The sequence below is a fragment of the Streptomyces sp. NPDC005266 genome, from assembly GCF_040607655.1.
Classification (GTDB): domain Bacteria; phylum Actinomycetota; class Actinomycetes; order Streptomycetales; family Streptomycetaceae; genus Streptomyces.
This window is the reverse complement of record NZ_JBEXHC010000016.1, coordinates 16,016-32,790: the sequence shown is the minus strand read 5'-3', so window position 1 is coordinate 32,790 and position 16,775 is coordinate 16,016. Positions and strand designations below refer to the sequence as shown.

The following is a 16,775-nucleotide window of genomic DNA, read 5'->3' as shown; positions in this document are numbered from 1 at the left end:
GCCCCCCGATGAGCCGCCCGCGGCCGCCGGGCGGCCGCTGACGTGGGCCACTTCACCCGCCGCCTCCCCCGCTGCCCCGCGGCGGACGACCGGCCCACGTTCTCGCTCGGGTGTCATGTCCGTCCCTAATCCCCTTGGCCACGGCCGGAGGACATATTGATGCTCGCCTTGGCCACGCCACCGCTCTTCTGGCCGATGAGCTGGAAGGACACTCCGTTCTCATCCGCCGGCGTGATCTTGTACGACCCCACGGCCGCCGCCTTGCCCCGGCTGTCCACCTGGAAGGTGCCGATCTTCCGCTGCCCGTTGGAGCCGGATCCGGCGTAGGCGGTCACCGTCTCCCCGGGGGCGAAGCCGGCGCAGTAGAAGCTGAGCGTGGTGCCGGCCCTGCCGCCGAAGGCGCTGGGCTCGGCGGACGGGGCGTACGGCAGCACGGTGAAGCCCGAGCGGACCACGGCCCGGCTCTGGTCACCGATCGCCATCAGCGTCTGCCGCCCCTTGAGGCCGAACGGCACGTTGAACGCCACATCGCGGATCTGCCCCATGCCGTTCGCCTGGGCGGTGAAGGCCGGCAGGCCGCCGGTGGAGTTGATGTAGACCAGGACCCGCTCGCCCGGCGCGAACTTGTTGGCGGACAGCGTGATCCGCTGGCCTGCCTTGAGGGCGTACGGCTTGGACTTCATCGAGGGGTACATGGCCAGCATCTGGAAGGGCGCGGTGGCCGTGGTCTTGCTGCGCTTGCCCACCAGGACCAGGGTGCTGGAGCCCGTCGGAGCCACCCCGACCTTGATGTCCGCACGGCCGACCCCGCCGCTGCTGTCGGTGTGCAGCGTGGTGACGGGGGTGCCGCTGACCCGTCCCCAGAACACATCGATCGCCTCTCCGGGGCGGAAGCCGTGCGCGCTGACCGAGACGACGTCGCCCGGCCGGCCCACCATCTTGTTGATCTTCGCGGTGCCGACCGCGCCGCCGGTGACCACCTGGGCCTCGGCGGTCTTGGTGGAGCCGCGCTGCTGAGCGACCAGGGTGGCGGGCCGGTTGCTCGCGGATTCCGGCATGCGGAACCGGGCGTAGATCGAGCCGTAGCGGTCCGACCGGACGCTGCCGATGGCGCGGCCCTTGGTGTCCGACTTCCGGGCCTTCAGCAGGATGTCCACCGTGACCTTCTTGTCGAAGCCACCGCCCTCGACGGCGGCGCTGCCGCCGGGGGTCACCAGGCCCGGGTTGATCACGATGATCGGGCCGGACGCCTGCGGGACCCGCTGGTTGCCCAGCTTGATGGTCTTGGGCTGCTTGGGCGGCCGTACCTCCTGCTCCTGGGCATGGCCCTTCTTCGGGGCACCGCCGCCTCCGTTGCCGGTGGTGTTGAGGGCACCTCCGAAGCCGCCGCGCGCGATCACCTGGACGAGCGATCCGACGATCGCGAAGACCACGAGAGCCAGCAGGATCGTCTTCCAGGAGAGCTTCTTCTTGCCGCCGGGGGCGGGGCTCTCCTCGTTCTCGGGAACATCCCTGTCCTCCGGAATGTCCTCCCAGTCGTCGTCGTACTCAGGCATGGCCTTCACCTCCTCTTCCCATGGCTATTGCACACGGTAGATTTCGAGCTTGATATTGCCCTGGGTCCGGGACCAGACTCGGTCCGAATTCCGCAGCGCCTGCAGAATCCAGTTCTCCCGGCCGTCCGCATTGTTCGAAGCGATGGACTTGCGCATCTTGTTCGACATGATGATGTAGTCGATGTTCTGCCATCGCTTTTTGAACAGCTTGTCCCGTAGGTCCGGGTCGGAGGCGGCGTTCCAGTGGGAATGCGCGTATGGATAGAACGGGCGTACATCGTGCAATTCGCCCCATAGGTCGTCGTCCATGATGACTCTTGAATTGGGCGGTACGTGCTTGCGCACCCAGGCGATCTGGGCATGCTGCATCCCGGTGAGATTGATGCGGGACTGATACTGGTCAGCGATCTGCGTACGCCCCTCGGTGTTGGTGTGCACGAGATATCCGGAGGCCGGTGACACCAGGAGTACGGCGGCTATCAGGGAGGGCAGTGCGACCCGGGTCATGGAATGGGCCCGACGCATGAAACGACTTCTGAACGAGGCCTTCAGCAGCCGGTCCGCGACCATGCCGATATTGATCGCGAACATCGGGATCAGCGGGGTGACGTAGAAGTCCAGCACCACGCTGCCGCGCACCAGATAGAAGGCGTATCCGAAGGCCAGGGTCCCGGCGATCAAAAACCCCAGATTGCGCTTCCGGTCCCGTGTCCCCAGCCACAGGCTGATGACCATCGCGCACAACCCGACGATCAGCAGAAAGCTGTCCCGGACCAGCCAGCTGGTCTGCAGCAGCCCGCTGGGGCTGAACAGCGTGCCCTGGTTGCGGTTGAGCTGCCACCACATGGTGTAGAGAAGCGAGACGTGGTCCGCGGGCGGATTGGCCAGGTCGAAGTCGAAACCGCTCGGCAGCAGCTCGTTCTTGAGCAGTGCGTACGTCACATAGGCGCCGATCGGGGCCGCCGCGGCGAACGGCCACAGGGCGCGGGTGAACCGCAGGCTGGGCGACCCCTTGATCCTCCGGTAGAGCAGATACATGAAGCTCGGCAGGAAGAAGAGCGCGTTCTCCTTGGTGATCAGGGCGATGCCCAGGGCCGCTCCGCCTCCGATCACCGATCTGATCGTGATCGCCCGGCGGAGCAGCACGAACAGGCTCAGCAGCAGCCAGAAGATCATCAGGTTGTCCAGCAGGACCTGCCGCTGGAAGTAGACCGCGATGGGCGAGACATTGAAGAAGAACGCGGCGATGGTGGCGGCCAGCACACTGCCCGACAGCTTGCGGGTGATCTCGAACAGCAGATAGACGCTCCCGATGTGCACCAGCAGCATCAGAAACCGGCCGGTGTTGATCGCGTTCCCGAAGGTCTCGAACTGGTCGGGCAGCGGGAAGACCCAGCCGGCCAGCGTGATCCACCCCACCGGGGCGTGGTCGTAGTCATAGGTGTAGGGGGACAGCCGGGTCTCCCGCACCAGCGACCACGCCCGCTGCATGTAGATGCCCTCGTCGGTGAGGTAGAGCGGGTAGCGGAAGAGGTGGTAGCCGTGCGTGAGCAGGCCGGTGAGCACGGAGACGACCAGGGCGGCCTTCCCCTTGTTCCCCAGCGGGGGGAACACACCGCGCTCCACGGAGAACCGCGGGCGGCGCCGCCGCGCGGGGCGCGCGGGGGCTTCGTCGACCGTGACCGGCCGCGAGGATTTGGTGTTATCCGACACGCGACTCCGCCTCCTCGGTCGGGGCCCGGTGGGCGCCCACATGCTGTGTCTTCTCCCAGTCGTGGCGGCCGAGCATCTGGCGCCGCATGGCCCGCAGCGCCGCGTAGGCCAGGACCAGTTGGAACGGGAACCAGGCGATGGCCATCCGGACGACGGTCCTCGGCGAGGCCTCGAGCCCGTGCGCGCCGGTGAACTCGTACAGGCCGACCACCTGGACCAGGAAGTGCGCGGCCAGCAGAAGGACCGGCAGATACGAACAGAGCGCGATCAGCACCGGCACCTTGAGGATGAGGATCATGCCCAGCGAGATCGGCAGATACAGGCCGAGGAGCGCCTGTCCGCGGGGGAAGGCCAGGACGTAGAAGGCGAGCCAGCGCTGCTTGCGCGTCGGCATCTTCTTCCAGGTGCCCTTCTTCAGGGTCTGCATAAAGCCCTGGCTCCAGCGGGTGCGCTGCCGGATGAAGTGGCCGAGGGTCGGCGGGGTCTCCTCCTTGGTCACATACCGGTCGTCATAGACCACGCGCACCCGCTCGCCCATGGCCGATATCCGCAGGCCCATGTCGGCGTCCTCGGTGAGATTGCGGTCGTCCCAGCCGCCGAGGCGCAGCAGCAGCTCACGGGCGAAGAAGACGGTGTTGCCGCCGAGCGGTATGGAGCCGGAATGGGCGTGGTAGTGCAGCCGGCTCTTGAACCAGAAGAAGTACTCCAGGACGTTCAGCGTCGAGTACCAGTTGGACTCGTAGTTCATCAACTGGACGCCGGCCTGGACCACCTTGACCCGCTCCTGCACCATCACGGTGTTGACCAGGCGGAAGATCTCCGGGTGGATGTCGTCCTCCGCGTCGAAGATCGTCACGACCTTGTTGGCGGTGTGCGGGAGGGCGGTGTTGAGCCCGTGCGGCTTGTTGATCGGCTTGTCGTCGAAGACCACGACCCGCACATTGTGAAGGCCTTCCCGCTTCAGCTCGTCGATCTTCTCCTCGGCCTTTTTGATCGTGCCGTCGTCGTCCTGTGAGCAGATCACGAAGACCTCCAGCAATTCGGGCGGATAGTCGGCCCGCACCACTCGTTCGATGGTGTTCTGGATGACGTCTTCCTCATGCCGGGCGGGCAGCAGGACACTGAAGGAGAGCCGCGGCGGCAGGAATTCATCCGGCGCCCTGGACTTCCGCTCGGCATCCGCCCGGTCCCAGGTGTAGAGCATGAGATAGAGGACGTGTGCCGACTGGACGGTGAGCAGGATCGAGACCACCACCAGCACCAGGTAGATGAACGCGACAATCATCGGCTTCGCCTCCCCCAGACCCAGCCCGTACTGGTGGCGAAGTTCACCGCGAAGGCGGCTGCTATGCCGATCCAATTCGCCAGCAGCAGATGCACTTCGGCGCGGACCAGCGACCAGACGATGAGTACGTTGACCGCGAGTCCGCCCAGTACGGATACGTTGAATTTGACGAACCGCCGGGTGGACGGGGTACGCGCCGCGAAAGTCCACCGGTCGTTCAGCAGATAGTTGTGGAACACGGCGAGCTCCACCGCGATCGACGACGCCACCAGAAGCGGCAGTCCGGCCCAGTGATAGAGCGCGTAGAGGGCCACGGTGTTCACCAGCACACCGCCCCCGCCGACCACCGCGAAGCGCAGTGCCAGGCCAGGGAGGCCAGCCATCGGATTCCGCATCGGGAGGGCTCGCGAGAACATTCCGGTCCGCCTCCGGGAGGCGTTCTCCACCTCTTCGTCCGGCTCACCGGTGCTCTCGCTGAACGTTCGGAAACGCTGCATCGCGACTCCCTCGACAGGAGGCTCTTTCGGCCGTTGCGTCCAAGAGTGCGTCACCCGAATTGGAGGTAGTACCCGCGCTCGGGGGAGCGGTGAGTACACCTTCGGTGGACCCCTCTTCTCCCCCGTATTGGGGGGAGCCGGATCCCGGGCGGGCCGCCGGTCCCCCAAAGAAGGGACCGGCGGCTCCCTCTTTCGCGGGTGTCATTACCTGAGGGGGATCGCCAAGATGAAATGGGCCCGACGGCCTTGCGTCCCGTGCGACGAGAGTAGGTGACGTAATGTCAGGTCACGTGATGTCACGCCATCCATGCGCCGGCCGGGCCGGAGCAGTCATCGCAGCGATGACGCTCGCACTGGCCACGCCGGCCGCGGCAAGTGAATCCGATTCCGGTGGGCTGCATGAATCCGAATGGGCGCTGACCGCGCTCAAGGCGGAGCGCGCCTGGACATTCAGCAAGGGTGCCGGAGTGACCGTGGCGGTCGTCGGCAGCGGGGTCGAGGCCCGCCATCCGGATCTGCGCGGGCGGATCGTCCCCGGAAAGGATTTCGCGGGCAGCGCGAGCGGCGCCGGAACCCGTGACGACGGCCGCGCGGCCGAGCAGGCCACCCATGCCGCCGGGATCATCGTCGGCACCGGGCGCAATTACCGCGGCGACGGGGTATTCGGGCTCGCGCCCGAGGCCCGGGTGATGCCGCTCGGCGTCTGCCGCGACGGACGCCCCCTGGCCGACGCCACCGCCAGGGCCATCCGCCATGCAGCGAGCAACGGCGCGCACATCATCGATGTCGCCGTCTCCTTCAAACGCCCCACCCCCGCCCTCAAGGCGGCGGTGAAGTACGCCGTCAGCCAGGACGCCGTGGTGGTGGCCGGCGCGGGCGACAACGGCAAGGACGGCAACCGGCCCACCTACCCGGCGTCCCTCCCCGGGGTGGTCGCCGTCGTGGCCACCGACAAGAAGGGCGCCGTGTGGACCTCGTCGCACCACGGCGGGAAGATCATCCTGGCCGCGCCCGGCGTCTCCATCCTCACCACCTCCGGCAACAACACCTACTGGACCGGCGACGGCACCGCCTTCGCCGCGCCCTGGGTCGCGGCCGGAGCCGCGCTGCTGCGCTCGGAGCACCCCCGCTGGAACGCCAACCAGGTCATCCAGAAGCTGATCGACACGGCCGACCGCAAGGGCTCCGCGGGCCATGACCCCCGCTATGGGTATGGGGTCATCGCCCCGGCCCAGGCGCTGGCGGACCGGGCCGCGCCCCCCGCCTCCGCCGAGCCCTCCGCCCCCCGCAGCCATCCGGCCGCCAAGCCGGCCGCCGCCTCGAAAACCGAGGGGGATGAGTCCGCCCTGGTCACGATAGGAGTGGTGGCGGGAGTCCTGGTGGTGCTCGCGGTCCTCGCCGTCGTGCTCATCAGCCGCCGCAGGCCCCCCGGCAACTCCCACAACGGCTGATGCGGGCCATCGCGATGATCGCCAGGCTGCGCGGCCGCACCGACGGCCGGACCCGCCCGTCGGTGCGCCGGCGCGGATCCCTGTGGATGGGCCGGGGCGTCGCCCACCTGCTGATGATGGTGCTGGTGGCCGAGGCCGTGATGGCCGCCACCGCGATGCAGTCGCTGTTCACGACCGCGCCCCGGACGCCCGCCGCTGTCCGGCCGTCACTCCCCGTGTCCAAGCCGTTCTTCCCCGCGACCACCCGCTTCTACACCGACCCCCACAACCCGGCCGCGAAGTGGGTGCGCGACCATTCGCGCGACCGGCGGGCGGCGGCCATCCGCAAGCACATAGCCGCCCAGCCGCAGGCCGCCTGGTTCACCGAGACCAATGAGTCCCTGGTGGAGGAGCGGGTCCGCGGCCTGGTCGGCACGGCCGCGGCCCAGCGGCGGTGGCCGGTCCTGGTGGCGTACTCCATCCCGCTGCGCGACTGCGAGCAGCTCAGCTCCGGCGGTATAGGGGACGTGGCCGCGTACCGGCGCTGGATCGACGCCTTCACCCGCGGGGTCGGCGACGCACGGGCCATCGTGATCCTCGAACCGGACGCGCTCGCGCACCTGGGCTGTCTCAAGCGGCGGCAGCGCGCGGAGCGGTTCGCGGCGCTCTCCTACGCCGCCCGGGTGCTGGAGCGGCGGGCCCCGCGGGCCCGGGTCTACTACGACGCCGGGAACTCCGGCTGGCAGCCGGCGCGCACCATGGCCGAGCGGCTGCGGCACGCCGGTATCGACCGCTACGGGGACGGCATCGCGGTCAATGTCTCCAACTTCAACGCCACCGGCGACGAGGTGCGCTACGGCCTGACCGTCCTGAAGGAGCTGCGCCGCCCCGGGCTGGGGATCGTGGTCGACACCAGCCGTAACGGCGCCGGTCCGACGCGTAACCACCGCTTCTGCGATCCGCCGGGACGCAAGCTGGGCAGACCCCCCACCGCCGCCACGGGGGTCCCCGGAGTCGACGCCTTCCTCTGGGTGAAGCAGCCGGGCCAGGCGGACGGCTGTGCGGCGGGTGCGGGCGTCTTCGTCCCCCGCTACGCGTACCGGCTCACGGGCTGACCCCCGGCTCACGGGCTGAGCGGCCCCGTGACCCCCGGCTCACGGGCTGAGCGGCCCCGCTCCCACTGGCTCGGCCGGTCCTGAGAGGACCGGCCGAGCCTTTTTTGTGCCCTCCGGCCCCCTCCGGCCCCCTTCGGCCCTCCTCCGGCACTTGGCGCCCCTCCGCTCCTCCGGCGCCCCTCCGCCCCCCGGCACTCCTCCGCACTCCTCCGCACTCCTCCGGCGCCTCCGGTGCCCTCCGTTGCCCTCCGTTGCCCTCGGTCCTCCGGCCCTTCTCCGGCGCCCTCCGGCCCTTCTCCGGCGCCCCTCCGGCGCCCCTCCGGCGCTCCTCCGGCGCTCCTCCGGCCCTCCTCCGGCGCCCCTCCGGCGCTCCTCCGGCGCTCCTCCGGCCCTCCTCCGGCGCCCCTCCGGTCCCTCTCCGGCCCTTCTCCGGCGCTCCTCCGGCCCTTCTCCGGCGCTCCTCCGGCGCTCCTCCGGTCCCTCTCCGGCCCTTCTCCGGCCCTTCTCCGGCGCTCCTCCGGCGCTCCTCCGGCGCTCCTCCGGTCCCTCTCCGGCCCTTCTCCGGCCCTTCTCCGGCCCTTCTCCGGCGCTCCTCCGGCGCTCCTCCGGCGCTCCTCCGGCGCTCCTCCGGCGCTCCTCCGGGCCCTCTCCGGCGCTGCCGCCTGCCCTGATCCGGCCGGCTGAGCCCCGGCGCGGACCTCCTCGCGCCCCTTCTCCGGGCCCCCTCGCGCCCCTTCTCCGGGGGGCCTGTGCACCCTCTCCGGGCTTCTCCGGCGCGCCCCCTCAGAGCCCCTCCGTGCCCCTGTTTCAGGGCTCTCCCGCGCTGTCGCACGCCCTCACCCACCTCCCAAATCAGACATAACACGCACAAAGCGGCCGAATTCTCCTACCTCAATTGAAGTAGGCGGGATTCGGCCATTTGGCGTGCGCGCCTTTCCTGCAATTGAAGTACGCAGATTTCAATCATGCGTACGGCGATTCGGGGCTTGTTCACTCCCTAATGTCGTGAAGCGAAAGGACAAACCCGAAGGAGCTCCATTCGATGCACAGAGTTCTCGTCGTGGAGCACCACGCCCAGGTGTTGAGTGCTCTCGCCGACCTCGTGGTCGAGGAGCCCGGACTGGAGCTTTCCGGTATTGCCGGATCGGCCCGAGAAGCAATTTCTCTGGCCCATCACAAGCAACCGGATCTGGTGCTGATCGACGTGGATGAGCCGAGCTGGCAAGCGCAGCGGCTGGACCGCCTGATCGGCGAACTCCTTCCGAGCGCGCGGATTGTCCGGCTGACCGCAGTCTCCGACCCGCAGATGGGATGTCTGGAATCTCCGACAACCACCACTCGCGTCCTCAAGACCGCAGTACCCGAATTCCTCAGGAGCATCACCGAATGAATTCCCCCATGGACCAGAACAACGCCCCGACCACTTCCGAGACCGCCGCGACGAAGCGCGGACCGCGCTCCCAGCGTCTGCGGTTCGGTATCGCCACGGCCGTCGTCGCTGTCGCTGCCGTGGGTGGCACGGTGACCGCGTTCGCGATGAACAACGAGAACTCGAACCCCACGGCCACCGCCGCGGCGGGCAAGGCTGCCGGGTCCGATGTGAAGATGCCGCTGTCCACCCACAAGGGTGACATCGTGGACTCCAACGGCCGCAAGGTGACCCTGACCGGTGTGAACTGGTTCGGTATGGAGACCGGTACCTTCTCGCCGCACGGCCTGTGGACCCGTAACTGGGAGTCCATGCTGGACCAGATGGCGAAGCAGGGCTTCAACACCATGCGGCTCCCGTACTCGAACGAGATGTTCGACGCCAAGAGCAAGCCCAACGGGATCGACTGGAAGAAGAACCCCGACCTGAAGGGCCTCAAGGGCCAGCAGATCATGGACAAGATCGTCAAGGGTGCCACCGACCGCGGCATCATGGTGATCCTGGACCAGCACCGCCCGGACCAGTACGGCCAGAGTGAGCTGTGGTACTCCCAGAAGCTCACCGAGGACAAGTGGCTGAGCGACTGGGTCAAGCTGGCCAAGCGCTACAAGGGCAACGACCGGGTGATCGGCGCTGACCTGCACAATGAGCCGCGTGGCCAGGCCACGTGGGGTGACGGCAACGCCAAGACCGACTGGCGTCTGGCGGCCACCAAGGCCGGTAACGCGATCCACAAGGTCAACAAGAACATGCTGATCTTCGTGGAGGGCACCGACCGCCACGGCCAGGAGCAGTTCTGGTGGGGCGGCGACCTGCAGGGCGTGAAGAAGAAGCCGGTTCAGCTCAAGGAGAAGAACAAGGTCGTCTACTCGCCGCACGACTACGGTCCGGGTGTCTACAACCAGAACTGGTTCTCGGCGAAGGACTTCCCGAAGAACATGCCGGCCATCTGGAAGAAGCACTGGGCCTACATCAAGCAGGAGAACATCGCTCCGGTGATGCTTGGTGAGTTCGGTGGCAAGAAGACCGCGGGCAAGAGCTCCGAGGCCATCTGGCAGAACTCCCTGATGGACTACCTCAAGAAGAACGGCATCAGCTACACCTACTGGACCTGGAACCCGGACTCGGGTGACACCGGCGGTGTGCTGGCGAACAACTGGAAGTCCCTCGACAAGAACAAGATGAAGATGCTGGCCAAGTACCAGACGCCGCTGCTGGAGGCGCGTGGGGACGCTGCCAAGAAGTGACCCCTTCGGATACTCCGCCGGTAACGGCGTAGGCCGGACAACGAGGGCCCGCAGGCATCCGCCTGCGGGCCCTTCGTCGTATCCGGATCCCCCGTTCGTATCGGGCCCCTTCGGGAAGCGGGGCGTCCTCCCACCGGGTTTCCTTCCCGGGCCGCAGACCCGCGACCGCGGACCGGCCCCCGTGCACAGGGAGGCCGATGATGAAGCCCCACCAGCCGACCGGCCGGATGCTCTTCCCGCTGGTCGCGCTCACCGTGATCATGGCCGACCAGGTGAGCAAGGCGATGGCGCTGGCCGCCTGGGGCGGTACCCCGGGGCCGCAGGCCGGGTTCGGGCCGTTCCGCCCGCTGCTGGTGCACAACACCGGAGTGGCCTTCGGTCTGGGCCAGGGCCGGCCCGTGCTGATCGTCATGATCACCCTCGCGGGTGCGGTGGCCACGCTCGCCGCGACCGGCGCCGGGCTGCGGGCCCGTGGCCGGGGTGCCGCGCTCGGCCTGGGGCTGATCGCCGGGGGCGCGATCGGCAACGGCGCCGACCGGGCGATCCGGCCGCCGGGGCCGCTGCGCGGCGCGGTCGTCGACTGGATCACGGTGGCCGCCCACGGCCCCGTCTTCAACCTCGCCGATGTGGCCCTCATCACCGGGACCGTGCTCACCGCGGCCCTGCTGCTGCGCCGGGTCCCGCGCGAGCGGGCGGCCCCACCGGCCGTCAGCCCCCGGCCTTGTGCACCGCGCTCTGACCGGCACCGCGATCCGCGTCCTGCTCCGCGTCTGGCGACGGCCCCGGCCCCGGCCCCTGGCTCTCCCGCTCCGCGAGAGACTCCGCGAGCTCACGCAGCCGCCCCAGGGCCGCTGCGTCCCTCTCCTCGCGGGCGCTCAGCGCGCGGGTGATGCGCTGGTAGACGGAGAGCTCCCGGGCGCAGCGGTGGCACTCGGCCATATGGGCCCGTACCCGTCCGGCGGCCGGCGCGTCCAGTTCTCCGTCCAGATACGACTGGAGCATCGGCTCACCCACCGGGCATCCTTCGGTCCGGCGCCGCTCGGTCTCCCGCCACCATGTCCATCTGCTCATGCCCCACCTGCCTCCGATTCCGGGCCCGTGGCCAACAGCTGGTTCCGGATCCGCTTGCGCGCCCGGTGCAGCCGGCTCATCACCGTCCCCTTGGGGACGTCCAGCACCTGTGCGGCCTCCGCGTACGACAGTCCGTCCACATGCACCAGCCGCACCACCTGCTGGTCCCTGAGCGGGAGGGCGGTGAAGGCGGCGTCCACGGCCTCGTCGAAGGCCGTGTCGACCACCAGCTGCTCCGGGGTCGCGTCCCGGGCGGGGACGAGCCGCTCCAGTTCGGTGTCCGGATCGTCGAGCAGCCGGGGCCGGCGCTGGCGGCGCCGGCTCACCTCCGCGTGGCGCATGATCGTCAGAAGCCAGGCCCGTGGATGTCTTCCGTCAAAACGGCCGACGGCCCGGTACGCCCGTAGTAACGTGTCCTGAACGAGATCTTCCGCGTCGGCGTGCTGGGCGGTCAGGGACATGGCCACGCGCAGCAGCACCTCGACCTCGGGCAGCACATACTGCGCAAACATGTGCTGCTGATGGGCGTCCGGGTCAGCCACGTGTGCCTCCTCGGATCCGGACCCCCGGGGACGGACGCGACGGCATGTCACATTCTGTGTAACACCCCGTGCACCGCGCCGCACGGCATGGTCGGCGATCCGAGTGGCACACCCTCGGTGACCGCTGGTGGAGCTATGCGTTCAGGGAGACCAGGCGCTTTCCGTCGGTGGTACGGACCTCGAAGCGCTCGATGTCGGCACGCTTCATGGCCGCGCCGCCATGCGCCCACAGCGGATCTCTGGCGACCTTCTGCGGGCTGTTCGCGATCCCGTATCCCCACGCGGGCACGGACCAGGTCATCAGTGTCTGCTCATGCCCGTCCTTGGAGATCGCGACCAGGCTGCAGTCGAGCGGACCCTTGACGTTCTTGAGCCTCAGGATGGCGTCGGTGCCCCACATCTTGTCCTCCATGGCGATCGCCGCGTTCACCTTGGTGACCGGGTCCGTGCCCTGGACCTTGTCGGGCATCTTCTGGAACGCGGCGCTCGGGCTCGGAGCGGCCGTGACGGGGGTGTCCGAACCGGAGTCGGAGGTGACCGCGATCGTGCCGAGCGGACCGCCGACGATCAGCGCGGCAGCCGCCGCGACCAGGTAGAGGCCACGCCGCCGGCGCTTGCTGCGGGCGGCCGCGACCTCGCCGACCATGCGGTGGAGCATGCCGGTGCCGGGGCGCGCGGTGAGGGTTTCGATGGCGGTGGGGGTGGCGCTGAAGGTGTGCGGGGTGTGGCCCGTGAGCTGGGTACGGCCGGGGGCGCCATGGAGACCGGGGATGTCGGTGGCAAGATCGGCCAGCAGTGGTTCCAGCCCGGTCAGCTCGTCGAGCTGCCGCCCGCACTGGTCGCAACCGGCCAGATGCTCCTCGAAGTAGGTGGCGTCCGCCTCGTCGAGCACGCCGAGCACATACGCCCCAACGGCGTCATGTCCCGCATGGTGCGTCTGCGCTGTCATGCCGTCACTCCTCTCTCCTCAAGCGCGAGCTTCATGGAGCGCAGCGCGTAGAAGACCCGGGACCGAACCGTCCCGCTGGGTATACCGAGCGTCTCCGCCGCCTCGTTGACCGTACGGCCCTTGAAATACGTTTCGACCAACACCTCGCGATGGGCGTCGCTGAGGTCGTGCATCGCGTCGGACAGTGTCATCAGCCGTAGCGCCCGGTCGATCTCGTCCTCCGCAGGCATCAGTTCCAACGGGGAGGGGTCGACCTCCTGCGGCCGGGCCTGCCGGCTGCGGTGTCCGTCGATGACGATCCGCCGGGCGACCGTGACCAGCCAGGGCCGGATCGAGCCGGTGGCCCGGGACAGCTGGTCGGCGTTCCGCCAGGCGCGCACCAGGGTCTCCTGGACGACGTCCTCCGCGCGATGCCGGTCGCCCGCCACCAGACGCAGGACGAACGCGAGCAACGGCCCGGCGTGCTCTTGGTAGAGCGCGCGCATGAGCTGCTCGTCCGGCCTGCCGCGCCTGGATCTTGACGGACGCTCATCGGCCACGGCGGCATCGTCGTGCACCTGAACCTCCAGGACCTGACCTGAGTTGGACAACATCAACGGACGACTCCCGGTCTGAGCCCCGGGGGGGTTGGGCGGCCATGTCGGCCTCTTCCTCCTCACTTACGGAGGGGAGAGCCCGGCTGCTCAACGCGTCGGGAAGAATCTTCCGGTCAGGTGGAGCGGAGGGGTGGGCGAGCCTTGCGAGGGAGAAAGGACCTTGCGAGGGTGGGCGGTCCGGTGGTCCGTGCCGGGACGGCTCAGGAGACCATCGCGTCCAGGACGAGGGGCTGTACCCTGCCGTCGAGCATCGCGCCCAGTCCCTCCACCGCGCAGACGTCCGGGTTGTCGGCGATGGTCAGCGGCATGCCGGTGGCCTCCCGCAGCAGCGCGTCGAACCCGGGCAGCACCGCGCTGCCGCCGGCCAGCATGATGCCGCGGTCGGCGAGGTCGGCCACCAGATCGGGCGGGCAGCGGCGCAGCACCGTGCCGATCGCGTCCAGGACGCCGGTCAGCGGGGTCCGCATGGCGGCCCGTACGCTCTCGACGTCGATCTGTACGGAGCGGGCGAGCCCCGTGGCCACGTCCCGGCCGTGCACCTCGGCGCCGCCCGTGGCCGGTACGTCCGCGCCGAGGACGAGATGCAGCGGGCGGACGGCCTGGGTGGGCAGCATCAGCGCGTGCTCATTGCGCAGATGCTGGATGACGGCGTGGTCGACGGTGTCCCCGCCCACCGGCACCCGCTCGGCGGCGACGATCGAGCCCAGCGACAACACCGCGACCTGGGTGGTGGCCGCACCACAGACCACGATCATCGTCGCTTCGGGCCGTTCGACCGGCAGACCGCAGCCCACGGCGGCGGCGATCAGCGTGTCCACCAGCTCGACCCGCCGGGCGCCGATGCCGGTCAGCGTCTCCATCGCGGCGCGTTGCGCCAGCGGATCGGCGTCATGCGGAACGCAGACGGCGGCGCTCAGCAGCGGTCTGCGCCGCCAGGCGCGGCGCAGCTTGTTGCCGAGGAGCAGCCGCAGCATCCGCTGGGCCATCGCGATGTCGACGACGGTCCCGTTCGACACCGGGCGGACGACCCGGATGTGCGAGGGCGTCCGCCCCGTCATCCGCTCGGCCAGCGCGCCTACCGCGATCAGCCCGCCGGTGTGGGTGTTGACGGCGGCGACGGTCGGCTCGTCGACGATGAGGCCGGTGCGCTTGAGATAGACACGGGTCCTGGCCGCGCCGAGGTCGACGGCGATGGAGCAGCGGCGCAGCCGCTCAAGGCTGATGGTCATGGCAGGTCTCCCTCTGGGCGGCGTCATGGGCCGCCGCCCGGCGGCCCTGCGATCATCGTGCGGCGGTGATCAGCGGCGCTGCCCGCCGGGCTGCGCCGGTCGGACGAGCCCCGTCCCCCGCCCCCACGCGACGATCCGCCGGGCACTATGCGGTTACGGCGAAGTCAAGTGCTGATCCTTCTCGGCGTCCAACCCCTCGGCCAGGCCGAACGGCGAGCGATCAGCGGCGAACTTCACCGCATCCGCTTAGCCCTTCGCGTCCGCGTAGCACTCCACCGCCGCCACCGTGAAGGGAAACCGCACCGGGGTCTCGCCGAAGGCGGTGCGGCCGGCCGTCTCGCCCGCCGTCGCGATGGCCTCACGGACCGCGTCGACCTCCTCCCGCGGGCAGTGCACGATGACCTCGTCGTGCTGGAAGAAGACCATCTCCGCGCGGAGACCGGCTGCGGCCAGGGACTGCCGCAGGGCCGCGAGCATCAGGACGGCCCAGTCGGCGGCGCTGCCCTGGACCACGAAGTTACGGGTGAACCGCCCGCGGGCGCGGGCGCCGGCCGTGGAGCCGTACGACGGCTCCTCCTGCTCCCGGGGCAGGCCCGCCTCGTCGGCCGGCTCCCCGGCGAGGCTTCCGTCGGCGGGCGGGCAGGTGCGGCCCAGCCAGGTGCGCACCAGCCCGCCCTCCTCGCCCGCGCGGGCCGCGTCGTCCACATAGGCCACGGCCGCCGGGAAGCGCCGCCGGAGGGCGGCGAGGTGCTTGAGGCCATCGCCCGACGTCTGTCCGTAGACCGCGCCCAGCAGCGCGAGCTTGGCCTGGTCCCGCCGGCCGGAGAAGGCGCGGTCGGACAGGGCCGCGTACAGATCCCGGCCGCTGGCCGCGACCTCCATCAGCCCCGGGTCCCGGGAGATCGCGGCGAGCACCCGCGGCTCCATCTGGTCGGCGTCGGCGACGACCAGCCGCCACCCCGGGTCGGCGACCACCGCGCGCCGCACCACCTTGGGGATCTGCAGCGCCCCGCCGCCGTGGGTGGTCCAGCGACCGGAGACCGTGCCGCCGGGCAGATACTCGGGGCGGAACCGGCCGTCGCGCACCCAGGACTGGAGCCAGGCCCAGCCATGGGCGGTGTGCAGCCGGTAGAGCTTCTTGTAGCGCAGCAGCGGCTCGACGGCCGGGTGGTCGATCTCCTTCAGCTCCCAGGCGCGGGTAGAGGTGAGGTTGATGCCCTCGCGGGCGAACGCCCTGATGACCTCGGCGGGCAGATCCGGCCGCACCCGTACCCCGCCCGAGAAGGCGCGCGAGACCTCGTCGGCCAGCTCGGCCAGCCGCCGCGGCTCCAGACCGCCCGGATAGCGCTCGCCGAGCAGCTCGTCCAGCAGCTGCCGGTGGCGGTCGGCCCGCCAGGGCACCCCGGCGCGCCCCATCTCGGCGGCGACCAGCGTCCCCGCCGACTCGGCTGCCGTCAGCAGCCGCATCCGGCCGGGGTGCTCGGCCGCCTCCGTACGGGTCAGCTGCCCCGCGTACACCCCGAGCAGCGCGTCCAGCGGATCGGTGCCGGGTGGCAGCGGAGGCGGGCCGGGGTCGAAGAGGGACGGCTGGGGCTCGGCCTGGGCCGTCCGCGTCCGCGGATCCTCGGGCACCGGCAGCCCGCGCAGCCGCGCCCACGCCGCGGCGAGCGAACGCGGCGCGCCCGAGCGCCCCTCGTGACCGAGCAGCAGCGCCTCGGCCGCCTCGACGTCATAACACCGCTCGACGCGGACGCCCGCGGCGAGCAGCCGCGGATAGATCTCGGCGGTGGACCGCCACACCCACCGGTCGGCCTCCGGGCGGGACCGCACGGCCTCGGCGATCCCGCCCCGTGCCGCCGGGACCTCGACAACCGGTCCGGCGGCCTTTCCCATGGCGTCCAGCGGGCAGAGACGAACACCCCCGTCGTCCGTCTCCGCCGCTGCCCACCTCATGTCCGTGAGTGTGGCAGGGGGGACTGACAACGCCCTGGGACCAGGCGGTCCGCGGGTCTCGCTGGAGGCCCGGCTCAAGGAATTCGGGTCGCGGACCAACCCGTCGGGCGTCCTTGGCGTCATTCATGACGACTGCTCTTCTTCGCGCGGGGCAGAAGACGCG

General features: G+C 69.8%; 14 protein-coding genes and 1 pseudogene. 5 read left to right on the top strand and 10 right to left on the bottom strand.

The window, feature by feature from the left end; genetic code table 11:
- Window positions 1-125 precede the first annotated feature (125 nt).
- From ABZU99_RS24775 to ABZU99_RS24760, 4 genes are read right to left on the bottom strand one after another with little or no spacing between them, the layout of a single operon-like run.
- Window positions 126-1,556, bottom strand: coding sequence for a hypothetical protein (locus ABZU99_RS24775; protein WP_356047816.1), 1,431 nt, complete (start codon window positions 1,554-1,556; stop codon window positions 126-128).
- A gap of 24 nt (window positions 1,557-1,580) precedes the next feature.
- Complete coding sequence (locus ABZU99_RS24770) at window positions 1,581-3,269, bottom strand: glycosyltransferase family 39 protein (protein ID WP_356047814.1); 1,689 nt, start codon at window positions 3,267-3,269, stop codon at window positions 1,581-1,583.
- Complete coding sequence (locus ABZU99_RS24765) at window positions 3,259-4,554, bottom strand: glycosyltransferase (RefSeq protein ID WP_356047812.1); 1,296 nt, start codon at window positions 4,552-4,554, stop codon at window positions 3,259-3,261. Before ABZU99_RS24765 ends, ABZU99_RS24770 begins: the two co-directional genes overlap by 11 nt.
- Entirely contained in the window at window positions 4,551-5,051 is a 501-nt protein-coding gene (locus ABZU99_RS24760) for a GtrA family protein (protein WP_355945371.1), read from the bottom strand. The genes ABZU99_RS24765 and ABZU99_RS24760 overlap by 4 nt, the downstream gene beginning before the upstream one ends.
- A gap of 341 nt (window positions 5,052-5,392) precedes the next feature.
- On the opposite strand from ABZU99_RS24760, the gene ABZU99_RS24755 reads away from it, so the two are divergent.
- From ABZU99_RS24755 to ABZU99_RS24735, 5 genes are all read left to right on the top strand, one after another.
- Window positions 5,393-6,502: a S8 family serine peptidase gene (locus tag ABZU99_RS24755; RefSeq protein ID WP_356047810.1), complete on the top strand. Its 1,110-nt coding sequence runs from the start codon at window positions 5,393-5,395 to the stop codon at window positions 6,500-6,502.
- Window positions 6,502-7,596 (top strand): glycoside hydrolase family 6 protein, encoded by a 1,095-nt coding sequence (locus tag ABZU99_RS24750; protein WP_355945376.1) that lies wholly within the window; start codon window positions 6,502-6,504, stop codon window positions 7,594-7,596. The genes ABZU99_RS24755 and ABZU99_RS24750 overlap by 1 nt, the downstream gene beginning before the upstream one ends.
- Before the next feature lie 1,060 nt (window positions 7,597-8,656).
- Entirely contained in the window at window positions 8,657-8,986 is a 330-nt protein-coding gene (locus tag ABZU99_RS24745) for a DNA-binding response regulator (protein ID WP_355945379.1), read from the top strand.
- Entirely contained in the window at window positions 8,983-10,272 is a 1,290-nt protein-coding gene (locus ABZU99_RS24740; RefSeq protein WP_355945382.1) for a glycoside hydrolase family 5 protein, read from the top strand. The genes ABZU99_RS24745 and ABZU99_RS24740 overlap by 4 nt, the downstream gene beginning before the upstream one ends.
- 197 nt (window positions 10,273-10,469) lie before the next feature.
- Window positions 10,470-11,162 (top strand): signal peptidase II, encoded by a 693-nt coding sequence (locus ABZU99_RS24735; RefSeq protein ID WP_355945385.1) that lies wholly within the window; start codon window positions 10,470-10,472, stop codon window positions 11,160-11,162.
- A 37-nt stretch (window positions 11,163-11,199) separates the two neighbouring features.
- Here ABZU99_RS24735 and ABZU99_RS24730 read toward each other — a convergent pair.
- The 6 genes and pseudogenes from ABZU99_RS24730 to ABZU99_RS24705 form a co-directional block, all read right to left on the bottom strand.
- Window positions 11,200-11,274, bottom strand: a pseudogene (locus tag ABZU99_RS24730) (zf-HC2 domain-containing protein); the annotation flags it as partial.
- A gap of 65 nt (window positions 11,275-11,339) precedes the next feature.
- Window positions 11,340-11,885 carry an RNA polymerase sigma factor gene (locus ABZU99_RS24725; protein ID WP_355945387.1) on the bottom strand — a complete coding sequence of 182 codons (546 nt, stop codon included), beginning with the start codon at window positions 11,883-11,885 and terminating at the stop codon, window positions 11,340-11,342.
- A 133-nt stretch (window positions 11,886-12,018) separates the two neighbouring features.
- Window positions 12,019-12,834, bottom strand: a complete 816-nt coding sequence (locus ABZU99_RS24720) for a zf-HC2 domain-containing protein (RefSeq protein WP_355945389.1) — start codon at window positions 12,832-12,834, stop codon at window positions 12,019-12,021.
- Entirely contained in the window at window positions 12,831-13,427 is a 597-nt protein-coding gene (locus tag ABZU99_RS24715; protein WP_355945391.1) for a sigma-70 family RNA polymerase sigma factor, read from the bottom strand. Before ABZU99_RS24715 ends, ABZU99_RS24720 begins: the two co-directional genes overlap by 4 nt.
- 203 nt (window positions 13,428-13,630) lie before the next feature.
- Window positions 13,631-14,659, bottom strand: coding sequence for a rod shape-determining protein (locus ABZU99_RS24710; RefSeq protein WP_355945393.1), 1,029 nt, complete (start codon window positions 14,657-14,659; stop codon window positions 13,631-13,633).
- Between the two features lie 246 nt (window positions 14,660-14,905).
- Complete coding sequence (locus ABZU99_RS24705; protein ID WP_356047804.1) at window positions 14,906-16,612, bottom strand: bifunctional 3'-5' exonuclease/DNA polymerase; 1,707 nt, start codon at window positions 16,610-16,612, stop codon at window positions 14,906-14,908.
- Window positions 16,613-16,775: the final 163 nt, after the last annotated feature.

What these genes read in the sequence shown, in the direction of transcription:
- ABZU99_RS24775 (WP_356047816.1), bottom strand. Translation starts at nt 1,556, where the DNA reads ATGCCTGAGTACGACGACGACTGGGAGGACATTCCGGAGGACAGGGAT.
- ABZU99_RS24765 (WP_356047812.1), bottom strand. Translation starts at nt 4,554, where the DNA reads ATGATTGTCGCGTTCATCTACCTGGTGCTGGTGGTGGTCTCGATCCTG.
- ABZU99_RS24760 (WP_355945371.1), bottom strand. Translation starts at nt 5,051, where the DNA reads ATGCAGCGTTTCCGAACGTTCAGCGAGAGCACCGGTGAGCCGGACGAA.
- ABZU99_RS24755 (WP_356047810.1), top strand. Translation starts at nt 5,393, where the DNA reads ATGACGCTCGCACTGGCCACGCCGGCCGCGGCAAGTGAATCCGATTCC.
- ABZU99_RS24750 (WP_355945376.1), top strand. Translation starts at nt 6,502, where the DNA reads ATGCGGGCCATCGCGATGATCGCCAGGCTGCGCGGCCGCACCGACGGC.
- ABZU99_RS24740 (WP_355945382.1), top strand. Translation starts at nt 8,983, where the DNA reads ATGAATTCCCCCATGGACCAGAACAACGCCCCGACCACTTCCGAGACC.
- ABZU99_RS24735 (WP_355945385.1), top strand. Translation starts at nt 10,470, where the DNA reads ATGATGAAGCCCCACCAGCCGACCGGCCGGATGCTCTTCCCGCTGGTC.
- ABZU99_RS24720 (WP_355945389.1), bottom strand. Translation starts at nt 12,834, where the DNA reads ATGACAGCGCAGACGCACCATGCGGGACATGACGCCGTTGGGGCGTAT.
- ABZU99_RS24715 (WP_355945391.1), bottom strand. Translation starts at nt 13,427, where the DNA reads ATGTTGTCCAACTCAGGTCAGGTCCTGGAGGTTCAGGTGCACGACGAT.
- ABZU99_RS24710 (WP_355945393.1), bottom strand. Translation starts at nt 14,659, where the DNA reads ATGACCATCAGCCTTGAGCGGCTGCGCCGCTGCTCCATCGCCGTCGAC.
- ABZU99_RS24705 (WP_356047804.1), bottom strand. Translation starts at nt 16,612, where the DNA reads ATGAGGTGGGCAGCGGCGGAGACGGACGACGGGGGTGTTCGTCTCTGC.